Origin of the sequence: Streptomyces sp. NBC_01408 (genome assembly GCF_026340255.1) — a bacterium.
Classification (GTDB): Bacteria; Actinomycetota; Actinomycetes; order Streptomycetales; family Streptomycetaceae; genus Streptomyces.
In genome coordinates, this window is record NZ_JAPEPJ010000001.1 from 1,040,805 (window position 1) to 1,057,747 (window position 16,943).

General features: G+C 72.5%; 18 protein-coding genes. 10 read left to right on the forward strand and 8 right to left on the reverse strand.

Annotated features, from left to right (window positions below):
- The first annotated feature begins 15 nt into the window (after window positions 1-15).
- Entirely contained in the window at window positions 16-813 is a 798-nt protein-coding gene (locus OG447_RS04825) for a VOC family protein (RefSeq protein ID WP_266938752.1), read from the forward strand.
- Between the two features lie 154 nt (window positions 814-967).
- Here the strand turns inward: OG447_RS04825 and OG447_RS04830 are convergent, their stop codons facing one another.
- Window positions 968-3,325 carry a tetratricopeptide repeat protein gene (locus OG447_RS04830; RefSeq protein WP_266935047.1) on the reverse strand — a complete coding sequence of 786 codons (2,358 nt, stop codon included), beginning with the start codon at window positions 3,323-3,325 and terminating at the stop codon, window positions 968-970.
- An 18-nt stretch (window positions 3,326-3,343) separates the two neighbouring features.
- Window positions 3,344-3,742, reverse strand: coding sequence for an ATP-binding protein (locus OG447_RS04835; RefSeq protein WP_266935049.1), 399 nt, complete (start codon window positions 3,740-3,742; stop codon window positions 3,344-3,346).
- Window positions 3,743-3,855: 113 nt separating this feature from the next.
- Between OG447_RS04835 and OG447_RS04840 the strand changes: the two genes are divergently transcribed.
- Together OG447_RS04840 and OG447_RS04845 are read left to right on the forward strand one after the other, a co-directional pair.
- The gene (locus OG447_RS04840) at window positions 3,856-4,680 is read left to right on the forward strand and encodes a helix-turn-helix transcriptional regulator (protein WP_266935050.1); all 825 of its coding nucleotides are present in this window, start codon (window positions 3,856-3,858) and stop codon (window positions 4,678-4,680) included.
- Window positions 4,677-4,859 carry a DUF397 domain-containing protein gene (locus OG447_RS04845; protein WP_266935052.1) on the forward strand — a complete coding sequence of 61 codons (183 nt, stop codon included), beginning with the start codon at window positions 4,677-4,679 and terminating at the stop codon, window positions 4,857-4,859. Before OG447_RS04840 ends, OG447_RS04845 begins: the two co-directional genes overlap by 4 nt.
- Here OG447_RS04845 and OG447_RS04850 read toward each other — a convergent pair.
- Complete coding sequence (locus OG447_RS04850; protein ID WP_266935053.1) at window positions 4,846-5,604, reverse strand: TetR/AcrR family transcriptional regulator; 759 nt, start codon at window positions 5,602-5,604, stop codon at window positions 4,846-4,848. The two genes, OG447_RS04845 and OG447_RS04850, sit on opposite strands and share 14 nt — an antisense overlap.
- A gap of 102 nt (window positions 5,605-5,706) precedes the next feature.
- Between OG447_RS04850 and OG447_RS04855 the strand changes: the two genes are divergently transcribed.
- A complete protein-coding gene (locus tag OG447_RS04855) occupies window positions 5,707-6,705 on the forward strand; it encodes an ATP-binding cassette domain-containing protein (protein WP_266935055.1) in 999 nt (332 codons plus the stop codon).
- Window positions 6,702-7,448 carry an ABC transporter permease gene (locus OG447_RS04860; protein WP_266935056.1) on the forward strand — a complete coding sequence of 249 codons (747 nt, stop codon included), beginning with the start codon at window positions 6,702-6,704 and terminating at the stop codon, window positions 7,446-7,448. Before OG447_RS04855 ends, OG447_RS04860 begins: the two co-directional genes overlap by 4 nt.
- On the opposite strand, the gene OG447_RS04865 is transcribed toward OG447_RS04860, so the two are convergent.
- The 3 genes from OG447_RS04865 to OG447_RS04875 form a co-directional block, all read right to left on the reverse strand.
- On the reverse strand, window positions 7,393-9,720 hold the full coding sequence (locus tag OG447_RS04865) for a tetratricopeptide repeat protein (protein ID WP_266935057.1): 2,328 nt from the start codon (window positions 9,718-9,720) through the stop codon (window positions 7,393-7,395). The genes OG447_RS04860 and OG447_RS04865 overlap by 56 nt on opposite strands.
- On the reverse strand, window positions 9,720-10,193 hold the full coding sequence (locus OG447_RS04870) for a hypothetical protein (RefSeq protein ID WP_266935059.1): 474 nt from the start codon (window positions 10,191-10,193) through the stop codon (window positions 9,720-9,722). Before OG447_RS04870 ends, OG447_RS04865 begins: the two co-directional genes overlap by 1 nt.
- A gap of 72 nt (window positions 10,194-10,265) precedes the next feature.
- Window positions 10,266-10,538 (reverse strand): DUF1876 domain-containing protein, encoded by a 273-nt coding sequence (locus OG447_RS04875; RefSeq protein ID WP_266935060.1) that lies wholly within the window; start codon window positions 10,536-10,538, stop codon window positions 10,266-10,268.
- Between the two features lie 171 nt (window positions 10,539-10,709).
- Here OG447_RS04875 and OG447_RS04880 point away from each other — a divergent pair, with 171 nt between their 5' ends.
- From OG447_RS04880 to OG447_RS04900, 5 genes are read left to right on the forward strand one after another with little or no spacing between them, the layout of a single operon-like run.
- A complete protein-coding gene (locus tag OG447_RS04880; protein WP_266935061.1) occupies window positions 10,710-11,150 on the forward strand; it encodes a hypothetical protein in 441 nt (146 codons plus the stop codon).
- Window positions 11,147-13,000, forward strand: a complete 1,854-nt coding sequence (locus OG447_RS04885; protein ID WP_266935062.1) for an alpha/beta hydrolase — start codon at window positions 11,147-11,149, stop codon at window positions 12,998-13,000. The genes OG447_RS04880 and OG447_RS04885 overlap by 4 nt, the downstream gene beginning before the upstream one ends.
- Window positions 12,997-13,638, forward strand: coding sequence for a hypothetical protein (locus OG447_RS04890; RefSeq protein WP_266935063.1), 642 nt, complete (start codon window positions 12,997-12,999; stop codon window positions 13,636-13,638). The genes OG447_RS04885 and OG447_RS04890 overlap by 4 nt, the downstream gene beginning before the upstream one ends.
- A gap of 9 nt (window positions 13,639-13,647) precedes the next feature.
- A complete protein-coding gene (locus OG447_RS04895; protein ID WP_266935064.1) occupies window positions 13,648-14,268 on the forward strand; it encodes a hypothetical protein in 621 nt (206 codons plus the stop codon).
- A gap of 8 nt (window positions 14,269-14,276) precedes the next feature.
- Window positions 14,277-14,900, forward strand: coding sequence for a hypothetical protein (locus OG447_RS04900; protein ID WP_266935065.1), 624 nt, complete (start codon window positions 14,277-14,279; stop codon window positions 14,898-14,900).
- A gap of 43 nt (window positions 14,901-14,943) precedes the next feature.
- On the opposite strand, the gene OG447_RS04905 is transcribed toward OG447_RS04900, so the two are convergent.
- Together OG447_RS04905 and OG447_RS04910 are read right to left on the reverse strand one after the other, a co-directional pair.
- The gene (locus OG447_RS04905) at window positions 14,944-15,891 is read right to left on the reverse strand and encodes an alpha/beta fold hydrolase (RefSeq protein WP_266935067.1); all 948 of its coding nucleotides are present in this window, start codon (window positions 15,889-15,891) and stop codon (window positions 14,944-14,946) included.
- Window positions 15,892-16,236: 345 nt separating this feature from the next.
- Complete coding sequence (locus tag OG447_RS04910; protein ID WP_266935068.1) at window positions 16,237-16,929, reverse strand: metal-dependent transcriptional regulator; 693 nt, start codon at window positions 16,927-16,929, stop codon at window positions 16,237-16,239.
- Window positions 16,930-16,943 lie beyond the last annotated feature (14 nt).

Genomic DNA, 16,943 nt, shown 5'->3' on the forward strand with positions numbered 1-16,943 from the left:
GCCTCCGTGCCCGACATGAACGGCCCCTACAAGCCCGGCACCCCGTGCTGGATCGACCTCATGGTTCCCGACCAGCAGGCGGCCCTCGACTTCTACTGCGACCTCTTCGGCTGGCAGGGCGAGATCGGCCCGGCCGAGACGGGCGGCTACTCCGTCTGCACCCTCAAGGGGAAGCCCGTCGCCGGGATCATGAAGGCGATGAACCCGGACGGCACCGTCCCCGACCCGATGCCGCCGACCGTGTGGACCACGTACCTGGCCACCGACAGCCTCGACTCGACCCTGAAGTCGGTCACGGACGCGGGCGGCACGGTGATGATGCCCGCCATGGACGTCATGGAGCTCGGGCGGATGGCCGTGATTGCCGACCCGACCGGCGCGGTCGTGGGCCTGTGGGAGGCGGGCTCCTTCGACGGGGCGGGCATCGTCAACGAGCACGGCGCGCTGATCTGGAACGAGCTGGGCACCGGCGACAAGGACGCGGCGGCCGCGTTCTACTCCGCCGTGCTGCCCGTCACCACGGCCCCCGCGCAGATGGACGGCGCCGAGGGGTACACGGAGTTCAAGGTCGGCGGCCGCTCGGTCGCCGGGATGATGAGCCTGGACGAGATGCCGCCCGGCACGCCCCCGTACTGGATGGCGTACTTCCAGGTGGACGACGTAGACAGCATCCAGGCCGCCGCCACCCGGGCCGGAGGCAACGTCCTCGCCCCCGCCTTCGACATGCCGGTGGGCCGCATGGCCGTCCTCACCGACCCGCAGGGCGCCCCCTTCGCGGTGATCAACGCCACGGCCCCGGAACCGCCGGCCTGACGCGCCATGCCTCCGGCGGTCCGGCGGTCCGGCGGTCGGGCGGGGCTGCGGTCCGGCGAGGCCGCGGTGCGCCCGTACGCGGCCCCGCGCGGCCGGGTCCGGCGGCCCGGGGGTTCGGCCCCGGCCGGGCATCGGCCCGGCCGGAGCCGAGGTGTCACCCGCGGAGGCGGGCGGCCTCCGCCCGGGCCCTGGTCGCCTGCCCCTCGTCACCCGTCGAGGCGTACAGCCCCGCCGCCCGCTCCCAGGCCTCCGCGGCCTCGGCGGGGCGGTGCAGCAGGGCCAGCAGGTTCCCGAGCCCGGCGGCAACGAGCGCCTCATGGGCGGGACCCGCCACCCCGGCCATGAGCGCACAAGCCCGTTCCTGGGCCGCCAGGGCCTCTTCCAGCCGCCCCGCTTCCTGGTCGATCTGCGCCAGGTTGTGCAGGGTCCCGCCCTCCCCGTGCCGGTCGCCCTCCGCCACGAACACGGCGAGGGCCTCCTCGTAGCGGGCCCGCGCCTCCTGCGTCCTGCCGTCGCTCCGCAGGAGGCTCGCAAGTCCGTTGAGCGCCCAGCCCTCCCGCTTGCGGTTGCCGAGTCGCCGCACGCGCGCGAGGACCTCCTCCCGTACGGCGAGCGCCTCCTGCCTGCGGCCGGCCTCCCAGAGCGCGTCCGCGAGGAACGCCCGTGCCTCCGCCTCCCGGTGGGGGTCGTTCGTGTCCCGCAGGAACTCGACGGCCTTCCGGTACGCGGCGACGGCCTCCTCCGTCCGTCCCAGTTTCTCGTAGACCTTGCCCAGTCCGGTCAGCGTCGCGCCCAGCGCATGCGTGATCCCCAGCTCGCTCAGGATCTCCCGCGCGCCCTCGTACGCCTGGAGGGCCTCCTCGAAGCGGTGCCCGTCCCGGTGCAGGCCACCGAGCAGGTTCAGCGCCTTGCCCTCCCCCATCCGCAGGGGTACCTCACGGAACACGGCGAGGGCCTCCGTCGCCTTATCGGTCGCCTCCTCCCGCGCGAACACGTTGACCAGGACGAGCGCCAGGTCGTACAGCCCCACGCCGACGTCCTCACGGGTGCCGGTCCGCCGGGCCACGTCCAGCAGCCGCCGCGCCACGGCCACCGCTTCCTCCACGTGTCCGTAGAGCAGGAGGTACGGCCTCACCAGCTGGCCCAGCCGTGTAGCGGTGTCCGGTCTTCCTTCGGCCGCGGCGAGGTCCACGGCGGCGACCAGCAGGGGGCGTTCGGCATCGAGCCAGCGCAGCGCCTCCGCCGTCGACGGCAGCCCCGGCCCCCCAGGCGCACGGCCGCTCATCCCCAGCGCTTGCTGCGTCCTGCCCGCATCCGCGATCAGGCTCGTCAGGAGGGCGTCGACCGCCGCGTCCCGGCCGTCCTGCTGCGCGCACTCCTCGCCGCGCTCCTGCGCGTACAGCCGGACCAGGTCGTGCATGCGCCAGCGTCCCGAGCCGAGGGGCTGCTCGGTGAGCAGGCTGGCCCGGACGAGACCGGCCAGCCTGGAACGCAGGCCGACGGCCTGGCCGGTGATCAGCTGGGCGTAGTGGGTGGAGCAGTCAGGTCCCGGGTTCACCGTGAGCAGCCGGAAGATCCTGGCCTGGTCGGCGGGGAGCCGCTCGTACGAGAGCCCGAAGGCGGCCCGGACCCCGACCGGGACCCCGCCGTCGCCCTCGTCGAAGGTCAGCGCCTCCAGCCGGGTCCGGGCGTCGGCCAGTTGGCCCGCCAGGGCCGCCGCGGGCAGGCCCGGATCGCCCGCGAGCAGCGCCCCGGCCACCGTCAGGGCCAGCGGGAGGCGCCCGCAGGCCTCGGCGACGGCCGCCAGGGCTTCGGGCTCCCGCGCGGTCCTGGGGTCGTCCGGCCAGGTGCGCAGGAGCGCGCCCGCGAGGAGCTGGGCCGAGGGCCCCTCCTCCAGCTCGTCCAGGGCGATGAGCCGGGCCGCGAAACCGGGCGCGACGAGCCGGTGCCGGGAGGTGACCAGCAGCCGGTGGGTGTCCCCGGCCGGTACGAGGTCCCGCACCTGGGCCACCGAACCGGCGTCGTCCGCGACGACCAGCACCCGCTGCCCGGCCTGGGCGTACGCCGCCAGCCGCGCCCGGTACAGGGCCAGTTGGCCTTGCGGTGAGGGCGGCAGGTCGGTGTCCCGGATCCCGAGGTGGCCCAACAGCTCCTGCACGGCCTGCGGCCCGCTCACGCCGCCGTCGGGGGCGTAGCCGCGCAGGGACAGGAAGAAGACCCGGTCCGCGAACCAGCCCAGTTCCACGGCCCGATGGGCCGTCGCCACGGCCAGCGCGCTCTTGCCGACGCCCGCCAGCCCGGCCACGACGGCCACGGGGGATCCACCGTCGGCGAGCAGGGCGAGCAGTTCCCGGACCGGCCCGTCCCGCCCGACCAGCACGGCGGGGGCCTCGGGCAGGCCGAGCAGGGCTTGTGGTGCGGGCCCGGCGCCGGGCTCGTACACGTACTGGTCCCCGGCGATCTGCGTGATCTGCGATTCGCCGCTGGCCTTGGCCCACTGCTCGACACCCACACGGCCGAAGCTAGCGGCTCAACGGAACTCGCACCACACCACCTTGCCCGGGGCGCGGGGCAGCACGCCCCAGGCGTCGGCGAGCGCGGCAACGAGGTCGAGCCCCCGCCCGCCCTCCGCGCCGGGTGGCAGGGCCGTGGTCCTGGACAGCCCGGGTCCGCTGTCGTGCACCTCGATGCGGACGGCGGCGTCCTCGAAGCCGAACAGCCGCAGCAGGTACCCACGGCCGGGCGGGACCCCGTGGCGCAGGGCGTTGGTGGCCAGCTCGCTCACGCAGAGCAACATCTCGTCCCGGCGCGATGTCACACCCCAGGCGTGCAAGGTGTCACGTGTGAACTGCCGCGCGGCCGCGACCGTTCGGGGTGAGCGCAGGTAGAGCCGGTCGCGCACGAGGGCCGCCTGAATAGTTGGTTTCACGGGACGATCGTCGCGTTCCGTGACTAGCGTGTGGCAGTACGCCAACCCGTACGCGCATATCCAGTACGGGTTGGTACGGGTACTTCGCGGGCGCAGGTGGGGAGTTCACGTTCATGCCACCAAGGAAAAGGGCACGGCCCAACTCGACAGCGATGCGGATGGTCGGCGAGCAGGTCGCCGTCTGCCGACTCGCCAAGGGACTGACCCAGAAGGAACTAGGGAAGCGGGTGGGCCTCCAGGAGGAGAGCGTCGCCTCCATCGAGCAGGGCCGGCGGCCGCTGATGCCGGACGTGGCGGAGCTGATGGACCGGGAGTTGGGGCTGCCCGGCGTACTCGCGGTCGCTGCGCACAAGATGCCGCAGGTCGATGTGATCCCGCCATGGGCAGAGCCGCTGATCAAGCTGGAGCAGAAGGCAGCAACCCTGTCCTCGTACCAGAACCAGGTCGTTCCGGGCCTGCTCCAGACAAAGGCCTACGCCGAGGCGGTCTTCCGCAGCCGCCTCCCGCTCTACACCGACGACGAGGTCGCGGACCAGATGACGGCCCGACTCGACCGTCAGACCACACTGAGGCGCGAGAAACCGATGCTCGCCAGTTTCGTCATCTGGGAGCCAGCCCTCCAGTGCCCACTGGGCGGCCTGGAGGTCCTACGGGACCAGCTCCGCCACCTGCTGACCTGCTCCGAGCTGACGGGCGTGTCCATCCAGGTTCTGCCCCTGGGCCGCACCCACCACCCGGCCCTGGACGGACCCTTCGTTCTGCTGGAAACCCCGGAACACCAGCACATCGCGTACATCGAGAGCCAACGCGGCAGCCTGGTCGTCTCTGACCTCGAAGAGGTCAGCATCCTGTCGCAGAGGTATGCGATGCTGCGGACACAGGCCCTCAACCCCGAGGAAACCAGGGACCTGTTGAAACGGCTGCTAGGAGATCCATGAGTACCCAACTCACGTGGTTCAAGTCTAGTTACAGCGGCAGCGACGGTGGGGACTGCGTCGAGGTCGCCAACGGCGCGACCCAGGTCCACGTCCGCGACAGCAAGGTCACCGACGGCCCCGTCCTGGACCTGGCCCCCGCCGCCTGGGCGGGACTCACCGGCTGGGTCAGCGCGAGCTGATCAGCGCGGCCAGGCCGTCCAGGATGCGGTTCAGGCCGAAGCGGAACTGGAAATCAGGCTCGCCGGACCCGGCAAACGCGTCGGACTCCAGCAGCCGCGTCACGGCCGGGTGCGTGTCCGGGCCGGTCATCAGCCGCAGCGTGCGCAGGTACTGGCCCATCACCTGGTCCGGTGAGACGCCGGACTTCACGATGGCGTCCATCATGTCGGCGGCCATGGTGGCCTCGTTCCGTACCAGCCCGCCGATCAGGATGATCGTCGAGAGTTTCTCGCCCTCCTCCAGGGCGGTGCCGGCCATGGCGGCGAGACCACGTTCCATCCAGGCGAGCTGGTTCGGGCTGACCGGGGCCCCGGTGATGGGGATGCGCAGGATCCAGGAGTTGGCCATCAGGACGGCCCGCTGCGCGTACGCCCACTCCGACAGCAGTTCCCGCCAGCCCCGGTCCTCCCCGCCGGGAGGCAACGGCGGAGGGGTGCCGACGCCCGCGTCGGACATCAGGATGTAGAGCTCTTCCTTCGCCGTGACGTACCGGTAGAGGGACATCGTGGAGACGCCCAGCTCCTTGGCCAGCCGGCCCATGGAGACGGCCTCCATGCCCTCGGCTGCGGCGAGCGCGACGGCGGCGTCCACGATCTTGGGGAGCGTCAGCGCGGGGCGCGGGCCCTTGCCGGGGCGTTCGCGTAGGCCCCAAGCCATTTCCAGGCTCGCCGGGAGCCCGGTGTCGCCCGCCGGTTCCTTCGCCATCGCCGCCCCCTCTCCCTCGTAAGTCGTTGACCCACATCCTAGTTCTGTGTATTACTTACACAGAAGCGCGTACGACATACGCAGAAGGGAGTGTGGTCCCGGATGACCACGAACGACCTAGGTATCCACGCCACCGGCCTGACCAAGTCCTACGGGGAGCTCCGCGTCCTCGACGGGATCGACCTCGCCGTGCCGCGCGGCAGCGTCCTGGCCCTCCTCGGCCCCAACGGCGCGGGCAAGACCACCGCCGTGCGCATCCTGGCCACCCTCACCGCCGCCGACTCCGGCGCCGCCCGCGTCGCCGGGCACGACGTCACCTCCGAGCGCTCCCGCGTCCGCGAACGGATCAGCCTCACCGGGCAGTTCGCGGCCGTCGACGACCTCCAGACCGGCGCCGAGATGCTCCACATGACCGGCCGCCTGTCCGGGCTCCCCGCCCGTACCGCCCGTGCCCGCGCCGCCGAACTGCTCGACCGTTTCGGGCTCGCCGAGGCCGCCGGGCGCACCGCGAAGACGTACTCGGGCGGCATGCGCCGCCGCCTCGACCTCGCGGCGAGCCTGGTCTCCCGGCCCGAGGTGATCTTCCTGGACGAGCCGACCACCGGGCTCGACCCGCGCAGCCGCCAGGACCTGTGGGACCTCGTACGGGAACTGCGCGCCGACGGCACGACCGTGCTGCTCACCACCCAGTACCTGGAGGAGGCCGATCAGCTCGCCGACCGCGTCGCCGTGCTGGCCGAAGGGCGGATCGCCGCCGAGGGCACCCCGGCCGAGCTGAAGTCCCGCGTCGCGGGGCACCGCCTCGACCTGACCCTCACCGGCCGCGCCGCCTACGACGCGCTCGCCCCGCGCGCCGTCCACCTCGCCCCCGACGAGCTCACCCTCGGCCTGCCCACCGACGGCAGCGCCCTCCACGTACGGGCCCTGCTCGACGAGATCGACCCGGACCGCACCGCCGTCGACCGCTTCGCGGTCCGCAGCGCCACCCTCGACGACGTCTTCCTCAGCCTGACGAGTTCGACCAGCCCGACGAGCCCTGCCAGCCCCACCAGCCCCACCAGCCCGACCAGCCCGACCAGCCTGACGGGAGTTCCCGCATGAGCACCGCCGCCCTCGCCCTCGCCGGACGCAGCCTGCGCATCAGCCGCCGCCAGCCGGACGCGCTGATCACCGCGCTGATGCTGCCGGTCATGCTGATGCTGATCTTCGTCTACTTCTTCGGCGGGGCCATCGACACCGGCACCACGTACGTGACCTACGTGGTCCCCGGAGCGATGCTGCTCTGCGCGGGCTTCGGCGCGGCGAGCACCGCCGTCAGCGTCGCCGACGACATGCGCAACGGGGTCATCGACCGCTTCCGCTCCCTGGACGTCGGCGGCGTCCCCATCCTGGCCGGACATGTCAGCGCCTCGGTCCTGCGCAACCTGGTGTCCACCGTGCTGGTGCTGGCCGTCGCCCTCGCCATCGGCTTCCGCCCGCAGTCCTCGGCGGCCGGCTTCCTGGCCGCCGCCGGGCTCCTCGTCGCCTACATCACGGCCATTTCGTGGCTGGCGGCCGCGCTCGGACTGCTCGCCAAGACGCCTGAGGCGGCGGGCGGGTTCACCTTCCTGATGATGTTCCTGCCGTACCCCTCCAGTGCCTTCGTCCCCATCGACACCATGCCCGGCTGGCTGCACGGCTTCGCCGAGAACCAGCCGCTGACCCCGGTCATCGAATCCCTGCGCGCGCTGCTCCTGGCGCAGCCCGCCGGGAACGCGCCCTGGGTGGCCCTGGGCTGGTGCGCGGCCATCACCGCCGTGGCGGTGGCTCTGGCGGGGGCCCTGTTCCGCCGCCGGACCGCCTGAACGGGGCCGCGAGCACCCGTACGAGCCACCGCCAGGCCCGGCGCGGGGGTCCGGGCCGGGCGGCGGCCAGTGCCAGCGCTTCCTGGAGGTCGCGCGTGGCCAGCTCCGCCCGGTGCTCGTCGCCCGCCTCCAGGAGCAGGGCTGCCGCCTCCTCGTACGCGGCGGCTGCCTCCTCATAGCTCTCGTGCTCCCGCGCGACGAGGCCCAGGGCCGCCAGGGCCAGCCCCTCGCTGTGCTGGTCACCCACCTCACGCCACATGCCGAGGCCCCGCTCCACGGCCGCGCGGGCCTCCTCCAGCCTCCCCATCCTGCTGAAGCAGAGGCCGAGATTGCGGTACGAGTCGGCCTCGCCCTGCATGTCGCCGATCCTCCGGGACAGCACGGCGGCCTGCTCGTGTGCCTCTACTGCCTCGCTGAAGCGGCGGAGCTGGGTAAACGCCAGGCCGAGGTTGACCAGGACAGTCACCTCGGCCCGCTGGGACTCCGCCCGTCTCAAGCGGTCGAGGGCCCACTCCAGCATCGTGACCGCCTCCGCGTGGCGACCCTGCATCGCGAGGAGGCAGCCGTGCGAGGCAAGTGCCATGCCCTCGCCGCCGAGGAACCCGTCCACCCGGAAGCCGGCCGTCGCCTCTTCGAGGCACGCCACGCTCCGTTCGAAATCTCGGACCTCCCTGTGGGCGTTGCCCAGGTGGAGGAGCGCGGCGTTCGCGTAGCCCTGTTCGCCAAGGACTCGTGCGCCGGCCAGGGCCCGCTCGCCGACGGCGAGGGCCTCCTCGAAGTGCCGCTGGCTGTCCAGATAGGGGAGCAGCGCCGTCGCGAGGAAGACCATCTGTTCCGTCCGGCCCTCCCCCTCGGAGAGAGCGACCAAGGCAATGAGGGTCAGGTGTTCCCGCTGCAGCCAGGCCAGTGCTGCCGATCTTCCGGCCTGCTGCTGGAGTTGGGGGACCGCCGCCTCTGTGGCCTCGCGGTAGGCCCGCAGCAGTCGGCTCAGCGCCGTCTCCCGCCCGTCGGTCCGCGCTGCCCGCTCGCCCTGCTCCGCCGCGTAGAGCCGGACCAGGTCGTGCATCCGCCAGCGGCCCGAGCCCACCGGCTGCTCGGTGACCAGGCTGGCGGTGGCCAGCGCGGCCAGCAGCTCCCGTACCCCCCGCACCGGCGCGCCCCGAAGGGCGGAGGCCAGCACGCGGGTGTCCCACTCGGGTTCGCGGTCCAGGGCGGTGGCGGCCTCCGTGGAACAGTCGGCGCCCGGATTCACGGTCAGCAGCCGCAGCAAGCGCGCCTCGTCGGGAGCCAGGCACCGGTACGACAGGTCGAACGCAGCCCGCACCCCCACCGGCAGCCCGCCCGCGGGGCCCTCGAAGTGCAGGGCGGCGAGCCGCGTACGGGTGTCCGCGAGCTGCTCGGCCAGCGTGGTCGGGGACAGCCCCGGATCGCCCGCCAGCCGGGCGGCGACGACGGTGAGGGCCAGCGGCAGCCGTCCGCAGTACGTCGCGATCTCCGCGAGCGCGGCCCGGTCCCGCTCCGGTCTCGGGTCCGCGGGGCGGGTCCGCAGCAGGGTCCCGGTGATCAGCTCGGTGGCCGCGTCGGCGGACAGCTCGTCCAGGTCCACCAGCCGGGCCGGGAAATCCGGGGCGACCAGACCGTGCCGGGAGGTCACCAGCAGCCGGTGGCCGCCCCCGCCCGCCGGTACCAGCGGCCGGACCTGCGCCACGTCGCCCGCGTCGTCCGCGACGACCAGCACCCGCTGCCCGGCGGCGGCCCGGCCCGCCAGTTCGGAACGGTAGAGCGCCAGGTGCTCCTCGTAGGTGGGCGGCAGGTCGGCGTCCCGGATGCCGAGGGCGCGCAGCAGCGCGGCGACGGCCTGGCCGGGGCTCACCTGCCCGGAGGGGGCGTAGCCGTTGAGCGGTACGTAGAGCACCCCGCCCGGGAACCAGCCCTGCTGCGCGGCCCGTTGGGCCACGGTCAGGGCGAGGGCGCTCTTTCCGACGCCGGCGAGCCCGGCGACGACGGCTACGGGGGTGGTCCCGGCGGGTCCCAGGAGGCCGGACAGGACCTCGACCTGTTCGGCCCGGCCGACCAGCGCCACGGGCGCGTCGGGCAACCCGTACAGGGCCGTGGGGGCGGGTCCGGTGCCGGGCCCGAAGACGTTGAGGTCCCCGCCGAACTGCTGGCCGATGCGGGTGGTCCGGGTGATCTGGGTGATCCGTGCGCTGCCCTCGGCGCGGGCCCGCTGGTCCAGCCGGTCGGGATGCTGCGGGGGCTTGTCGACGGCCACTAGGTGGTGGGCCCCGTCCCGCCCGGGGCGGCCGTACCGGCACCCGGGGCCGGCGGGTCCCCCAGCTGCTGCTCGACGGTCGCCTCACCGCTCGTCCGGGCGTTCTGGACGCTGCGGTCGGGGGCGGTGCCCGTGATGGTCTGCGTGACCTTGCTCTTCTTGCTCGCCCGCGCCTTCTGCTTCGCGGACCGTGCGGCGGGGGCCGCAGGAGCGGGAGGGGCGGGAGGGGCGAGAGGGGCGGGAGCAGGGGGAGTCGGGGGAGTCGGGGGAGCCGCAGGCGGCCCGGCGAGCGCCCACGCGCTGCCCGCGGCCAGCGCGATGGCGGTCATGGCCCCGGCGAACGCCCCGGCTATCTCGACACCGTCCTCGTCCGGCACCCAGTGGAACGGGTCCCACCGGCCCAGCCAGAAGCACCCCCCGAAGACCACGACCGCACCCAGCACGACGAGGATCCAACGCATCGTTCGCGACATGCCCGCCACATTCCCACCGGGAGCGCCCGCCGAAACGGCCGGAAGCGACCCGGTGGGTCAGCGGTTCAGCGGTCAGCGGTTCAGCGGGTATGAGTGCCGGCCCGTTGCCTCGTCGATCTCCGAATGGGCCTTCTGCAACATCTGGGAAGCGAGATCCATGAGCGCGCGAGCGCCCGCGATCTCTTCGCCGACCCGCAGCTGCTCCGGGTCGGAGGGGTGGCGCATGGCATAGCCGTGCGCCCTGATCTCGGAGCCGTCCCCGAGTCTGACCAGGGCCGCCGCACTGGTGCGGTGCCCTTCCTCGGTGAACTCAAGATCCACGTGCCATCCGACGAGCGTGGACATGGTGCATCACCTCCAGGGGGTCACCTCCTTCCAGAGTGCGCCCCCGGGGAACGCGGCGCGAGCGGGAGCTGCGACCGCGTGTTCGGTCACCGAATTTGCCTACGACGTACCTGTCTTGATTTTGTACGGACCACAGTGCCTACGGGGGCACCGGGAGGGGCGGCACACCACATGAGCACAGAGGCACTGCCACCGCGCTGGCAGGAAGTGTTCGGCGAGCCCGCGGGCATGCGGCTCGCGTCGGCGGACGGCGGCGGCGGGGGCGGAGGCGGCGGCGGCGGTCAGGGGGACGACAAGGACCTGGCCATCTCCGGGGGCCCCTGGAGCAAGGCCGCGGCAGCGGCGGGTGACCTGCGGATCAGCACCGCGAGCGCCCTGGGCACGATGGCGGCCGCCCACGAGGGAGTCGCGGCGGGCACGGCCGGCTTCGAGGCGACGGCCGCACTGGCCACCGTACGGACCTCCTGGGAGAAGCGGCTGGGGGCGGTGCGCGACGAGTGCGATGCGCTGCGGCCCGAGCTGCTGAGCGTCGCGCGAGGCATCGGCGAGGTGAACGAACAGAACCGGGTCTCGTTCACTCAGCTGATCACGAAGAAGGAGCCCACACCGTGACCGTGACCTGGCAGCAGCTGCGCGACCTGAAGACGCAGGAGTACACCGAGGCCGCCACCGCGTGGGCCGAGGCCTCCACCCGCGCCGACGCGGCGCGCGACCGCATCAGCATGCAGATGATCAAGTCGCTGGAGGAACAGAAGGGCGTGTCGGCGGTGGCGGCGCGCGAACGTCTCAAGCGGCTCGACCGGAACTTCGACTTCATCCACACCGAGTGCGGCCTCATCCGCACCACCCTGAACTCGCTCGCCCACGAGCTCTCCGAGGAGCAGGTGCGGCTGAAGGACGCGCTGGACGACGCCGCGGCACGCGGCTACACCGTCCACGCCGACGGATCGGTCCAGTACCCGGAGGGCGGCGAGAACTCGCTCACCAAGCAGCCCGTTCCCGGCGGGACCGTCAAGGGTGCCGCCAGGCCCCTCTTGCAGCTGAACGCGCCGCCCCACCAGCTGGGCCCGCAGCAGCCGAGCCTCATCAACCCCAATCCCCACCACGCCGTCGCCCTGGACATAGCCAACCGGCTCGTCGGCGCGGTGACGGCGGCCCAGGAGGTCGACTCCCGCTTCACCCGGGCCCTGAACCGCCTCAAGGCGCCCGACGGCATCGAGGTCACGGACGCCACCTGGGCCGACGCGGCGGGCGACGCGGAAGTGGTCCGCAAGGAGGCCGCCGACTACCTGCGGGACACCATCCCGGAGAAGTCCTCCCCCGCCGACCGCAACAGCTGGTGGAAGGGCCTGACCGAGGAGCAGCGGGCCGAGCTGCTGGCGGTCTACCCCGACGTGATCGGCAACCTGGACGGCATCCCGGTCAGCGTCCGCCACGACGCCAACCAGGACAACCTGCAGATGCTGATCGGCAAGCTCTCGGGTCAGGACGACGAGAAGTCCCAGACCCAGCTCGCGGGCATGCGCTCGATCGACAGCCAGCTGTGGAACCAGAAGCCGACCGACCCCCCGATGTACCTGCTGGGCATCGGCGACCAGGGCGGCGGCCGCGCCATCGTCGCCTTCGGCAACCCGGACACCTCGCGCAACGTGTCGGCGTACGTGCCGGGGCTGGGCACGGCGCTGGACGCGGAGTTCGCACGCAACGACCTCACGCGGGCACGCGACACCGCCGCAGGGGCGCGATCAGTGGACATAAGCTCCGCAGCCATCGTCTGGCTCGGTTACGACGCACCGCAGCTGCCCGCCGACAAACCGCTCGACAACCTGGCCGTCATGTCCGAGGAGCACGCCCGGAAGGGTGCCCCCGCCTACAACCAGTTCATGGCCGGGATCAGCGCCACCAACGAGAACGCCGACCCGCACGTCACGGCCGTCGGCCACTCGTACGGTTCGCTGACCGTGGGCCAGGCAGCGCAGCTGAACGGCGGGATCCCGGGCGCCGACGACATCATCCTGGTCGGCAGCCCCGGCACCGGCGCGCAGCACGCCGACCAGCTGGGCGTGGGCAAGGAGCACGTGTACGTGGGAGCGTCCGACCACGACCCCGTGTCCATGCTCCCGAACAAGACCGAATCCCAAGGCCTGCTGCGCGGTGCCGGGGCAGGCCTCCTCACCGGAGGAATCCCCGGCGCCCTCGTGGGCGGCGCCGCCGGTTACTTCATCGGCGACGCGGTCACCGACGACAATCAGATCTACTTCGGCATGGACCCGGCGAACAAGGACTTCGGCGCCAACCGCTTCCTGGTGGACGACGGCCCGTTGCCGGTCTTCGGGGGCAGTGGGCTCATGGACGCGCACTCCAACTACTTCAACCCGAGCAAGGACCCCGACTCAGCCGACAACATCGCGCTGATCATCGCGGGCAAGGCGCACAAGATCACGACCGAGGAACACCGATGAGCCCGAGCCGGCGGCACACTCCGATGGCACGCATCCTGCGCACGGCAGTCTCCCTGCTCGCGCTCACCGCCCTTGCCACCGGCTGCGGACCCGGCGGCAAGGGGCCGGACGAAAGGAAGAGCACCATGAACATGCAGCAGGGCGCCGATCGCGTCGACGTCATCCTTCAGGAGACCCTGGCCGCCGCCAAGCCCGAACTGCTCTGGAACCACGGCCCCGCCACCGACGCCGGCTGCACCAAGGGGGTGGCGGGCGCGGCCACCGGCACAGGGTCGGCAAAGCGGATGATCAGCATCCTGACGATCGTGTCCCAGCAGCGTCGCGGCGCCCTCCTGGGAGTCATCGAACGCGACTGGAAGGGGCGCGGCTACGTGATCAAGAGCGTCCGGGCCGACCCGGAGATGCCGGCCATCTACGCCGAGACCCCGGACGGCTACATCCTCACGGCGAAGGTCGGCGGAGAGGGCCAGTTCTTCCTCCAGGGCGCCACGCCGTGCCTGACGGACCACCCCGTCCAGGACCCTGCCACCAAGCCCAACACCCCGGTGCGCAATGTCCCGTTCCCGCCGCGGCCGGACACCCAGGACGAGTTCTGGTCCGCCACCACCCCGCTCCCCTCGGACAGCCCCACCCCCTGAGGCAACCCGATGAGACTCCCCCGCACGGCGCTCACCCTGCTCACGCTCGCGGCTCTCGCGGCCGGCTGCGGCCTGGGCGCCGCCGCCGGATCCGCCAAGGACAAGGGCGCCGAGAAACTGAACATGCAGCAGGGCGCCACGCGGGCCGACGCCATCCTCCAGGAGACCCTGGGCGCCGTGCAGCCGGAGCTCCGCTGGAACCACGGCCCGGGCGGCGACGCCGGCTGCACCAAGGGAATCGCGGGCGCGGCCACCGGCACAGGGTCGGCAAAGCGGATGATCAGCATCCTGACGATCGTGTCCGAGCAGCGCCGCAGCGCCCTCATGGGAGTGATCGAACGCGACTGGAAGGGGCGCGGCTACGTGATCAAAAACGTCCGGGCCGACCGGGAGGTTCCGGCCATCTTCGCCGAGACCCCGGACGGCTACATCCTCACGGCGGAGGTCGGCGGAGAGGGCCAGTTCTTCCTGGACGCCGCCACACCGTGCCTGAAGGACCACCCCGTCCAGGACCCCACCACCAGGCCCAACACCCCGACCCGCAATGTCCAGTTCCCACCACGGCCGGACGTGCAGGACGAGTTCTGGTCCGCCACCACCCCGCTCCCCTCCGGCAGCCCCACTCCTTGAGGAACCCGATGAGACTCCCCCGCACGGCGCTCGCCCTGCTCGCGCTCTCGGGCTTCGTCGCCGGCTGCGGCGGCCCGGGCGCCGACGACCGGTCCGCCGAGGGCAAGAGCACCATGAACATGCAGCAGGGCGCCGAGCGCGCCGACGTCATCCTTCAGGAGACCCTGGCCGCCATCCAGCCCGAGGTGCTCTGGAACCACAGCCCAGGCGGCGAGGCGGGCTGCACCAAGGGGGTGGCGGGCGCGCCTACCGGCACCGGGGCAGCGAAGCGGACCGTCAGCATCATGACGATCGTGTCCGAGCAGCGCCGCGGCGCCCTCATGGGAGTGATCGAACGTGACTGGAAGGGGCGCGGTTACACGATCACGAGCGTCAACAACAGTGCCGAGGTCCCGGCGATCCACGCCGAGACCCCGGAGGGTTACACCCTCTCGGTGAAGGTCGGAGGGGGCCAGTTCTTCCTGGACGCCGGCACCCCCTGCCTGACGGACCACCCGGTCCAGGAGCCCCGTACCAAGCCCAACACCCATCACCGCAAGGGCCAGTTCCCCCAGCGGCCGGACACCCAGGACGAGTTCTGGTCCGCCACCACCCCGCTCCCCTCGGGCAGCCCCGCTCCCGCCGCTCCCTGACGGGCCGCCCGGCCCGGCCCCGCCGACGGGGCCGGGCCGGCCTTCAGTTGCTGGTCGCCCTGATGCCGTCCAGGAACGGCTCCAGCGCCGCGCGCCAGGCGGCCGGCTGGTCGTAGTGGAGGTAGTGGCCGGCGTCGGGGATCTCCGCGTACCGCCCGGCCGGGAGGACGCGGACCATCTCCTGGGCCTCGGCGCGGCCCAGCTCCCCGTCCAGGCCGCGGACCACCAGGGCGGGGCAGCGGACCTGGGCCAGCTCCTCCCAGTGGGCGTCGTGGACCCAGGTCTCCCGGGCCGTCAGCATCTGGCGGCGGGAGAAGAGCGGGCGCCAGCCGTCCTGCGCCTCGTGCATGACCTCGGCGAAGAAGGCGCCGCGGCCGGGGTCGGGGCGCTCCACCCTGGGGTCGTCCTCGCCGAACCAGCGGCGGGCCGCGTCCTGCGTGGGGAAGGGCAGGGGCCATCGGTGGAACCAGTCCTCCCACTCCTGCTGGGAGGCTTCGCCGAGCGCGGAGGCCCGCATGTCGCAGATCACCAGGGCCTCGACCAGGTCCGGGCGGCGGGCCGCGAGCTGCCAGGCGGTGAGGGCGCCCATGGAGTGGCCGATCAGGGTCACGGGGGCCAGGCCGAGCTGCTCGACGGCGGCTTCGGCATCGGCCACGAAGGCCTCGCGCGTGTAGGGGCCCGAGGCGGGGCGGTCGCTCTGGCCGTGGCCGCGCTGGTCCAGCGCCACGACCCGGCGGTGCTCGGAGAGCCAGCGGGCGGTCCCGGCCCAGTGGAAGGCACGGCCCATCAGGCCGTGGAGTAACAGGACCGCGGGCCGCTGCGGGTCCGCGGCCGGTCCTGGCTCTGCCGGGCGGGCGGGCCCCGCTGACCGGGCGTGCCCTGCCGGCCAGGCGTGCCCTGCCGGCCGGACGGGCTCCGCAGTCGGTTCGCGGAACTCCCAGGCGGCCAGGCGCACGCCGTCGGCCGCCGTCACATCGATGCGCTGTACCACCGCAGATGCACCCCCTTCGCTCCCGGCCAGACTATCGAACCCGTATTCGAAAACGGGGTACTCGCCGACAACACCGCTCTTTCGAGTGACCTTGCTCAAGGATTGGCCGCCGCTGCCGATGGAGATCCTTTCAACAGGGAGGCGGGCCGCTCGGGGAAGACGGTCCGAAGGGGATGACCTTGAGAGCTCGGGGCTCCAGGTCAAAAGGGGAGGACAGGTCCCGGCGCCGCGAGGCGCCGGGACCGTCCACACCGGATTGCTACCAGGCTCGCAGACGCAGACTGGCCCGTAAGGGCGAATCGACGACTGCGGTCAGCCATTCGCAGCCAAGCCCATCGGCTCCGCTCAGCGCTTCGCGACGAACACGTGCGAAGCGACCTCCTCGTCCAGCTCGGCGGCCTCCCCGCCACTGCCGACCAGGACACCGCCCGCGGACTCCGTCACGCTCACCACCGAACCGGGCTGAACGCCCGCCCGGCGCAGCGTGTACATCAGCTGGGCATCGGTCTGGATCGGCTCGCCGATCCGGCGCACGACCACGGTCTTGCCCTCGGTGCCCGGGTCCAGCTCGGCCAGGCTGATCATGCCGTCCGCCAGGAACGGATCGGCCTCGGCCTTCTCCCCCAGCTCCTCCAGCCCCGGGATCGGGTTCCCGTACGGCGACTCGGTCGGGTGACGCAGCAGCTCCAGCACCCGCCGCTCCACCGCCTCGCTCATCACGTGCTCCCAGCGGCAGGCCTCCGCGTGCACCTGCTCCCACTCCAGGCCGATGACGTCGACGAGCAGACACTCCGCGAGCCGGTGCTTGCGCATCACGCGCGTCGCCAGCCGCCGCCCCTCCTCCGTCAGCTCCAGGTGCCGGTCACTGGCGACCGCCACCAGGCCGTCCCGCTCCATCCGCGCCACGGTCTGGCTCACCGTCGGACCGCTCTGGTCGAGCCGCTCGGCGATGCGGGCGCGCATGGGGACCACACCTTCCTCTTCCAGCTCGAGGATGGTGCGGAGATACATCTCCGTGGTATCGATCAGTCCGGACATTCGTGCCCCTCGGA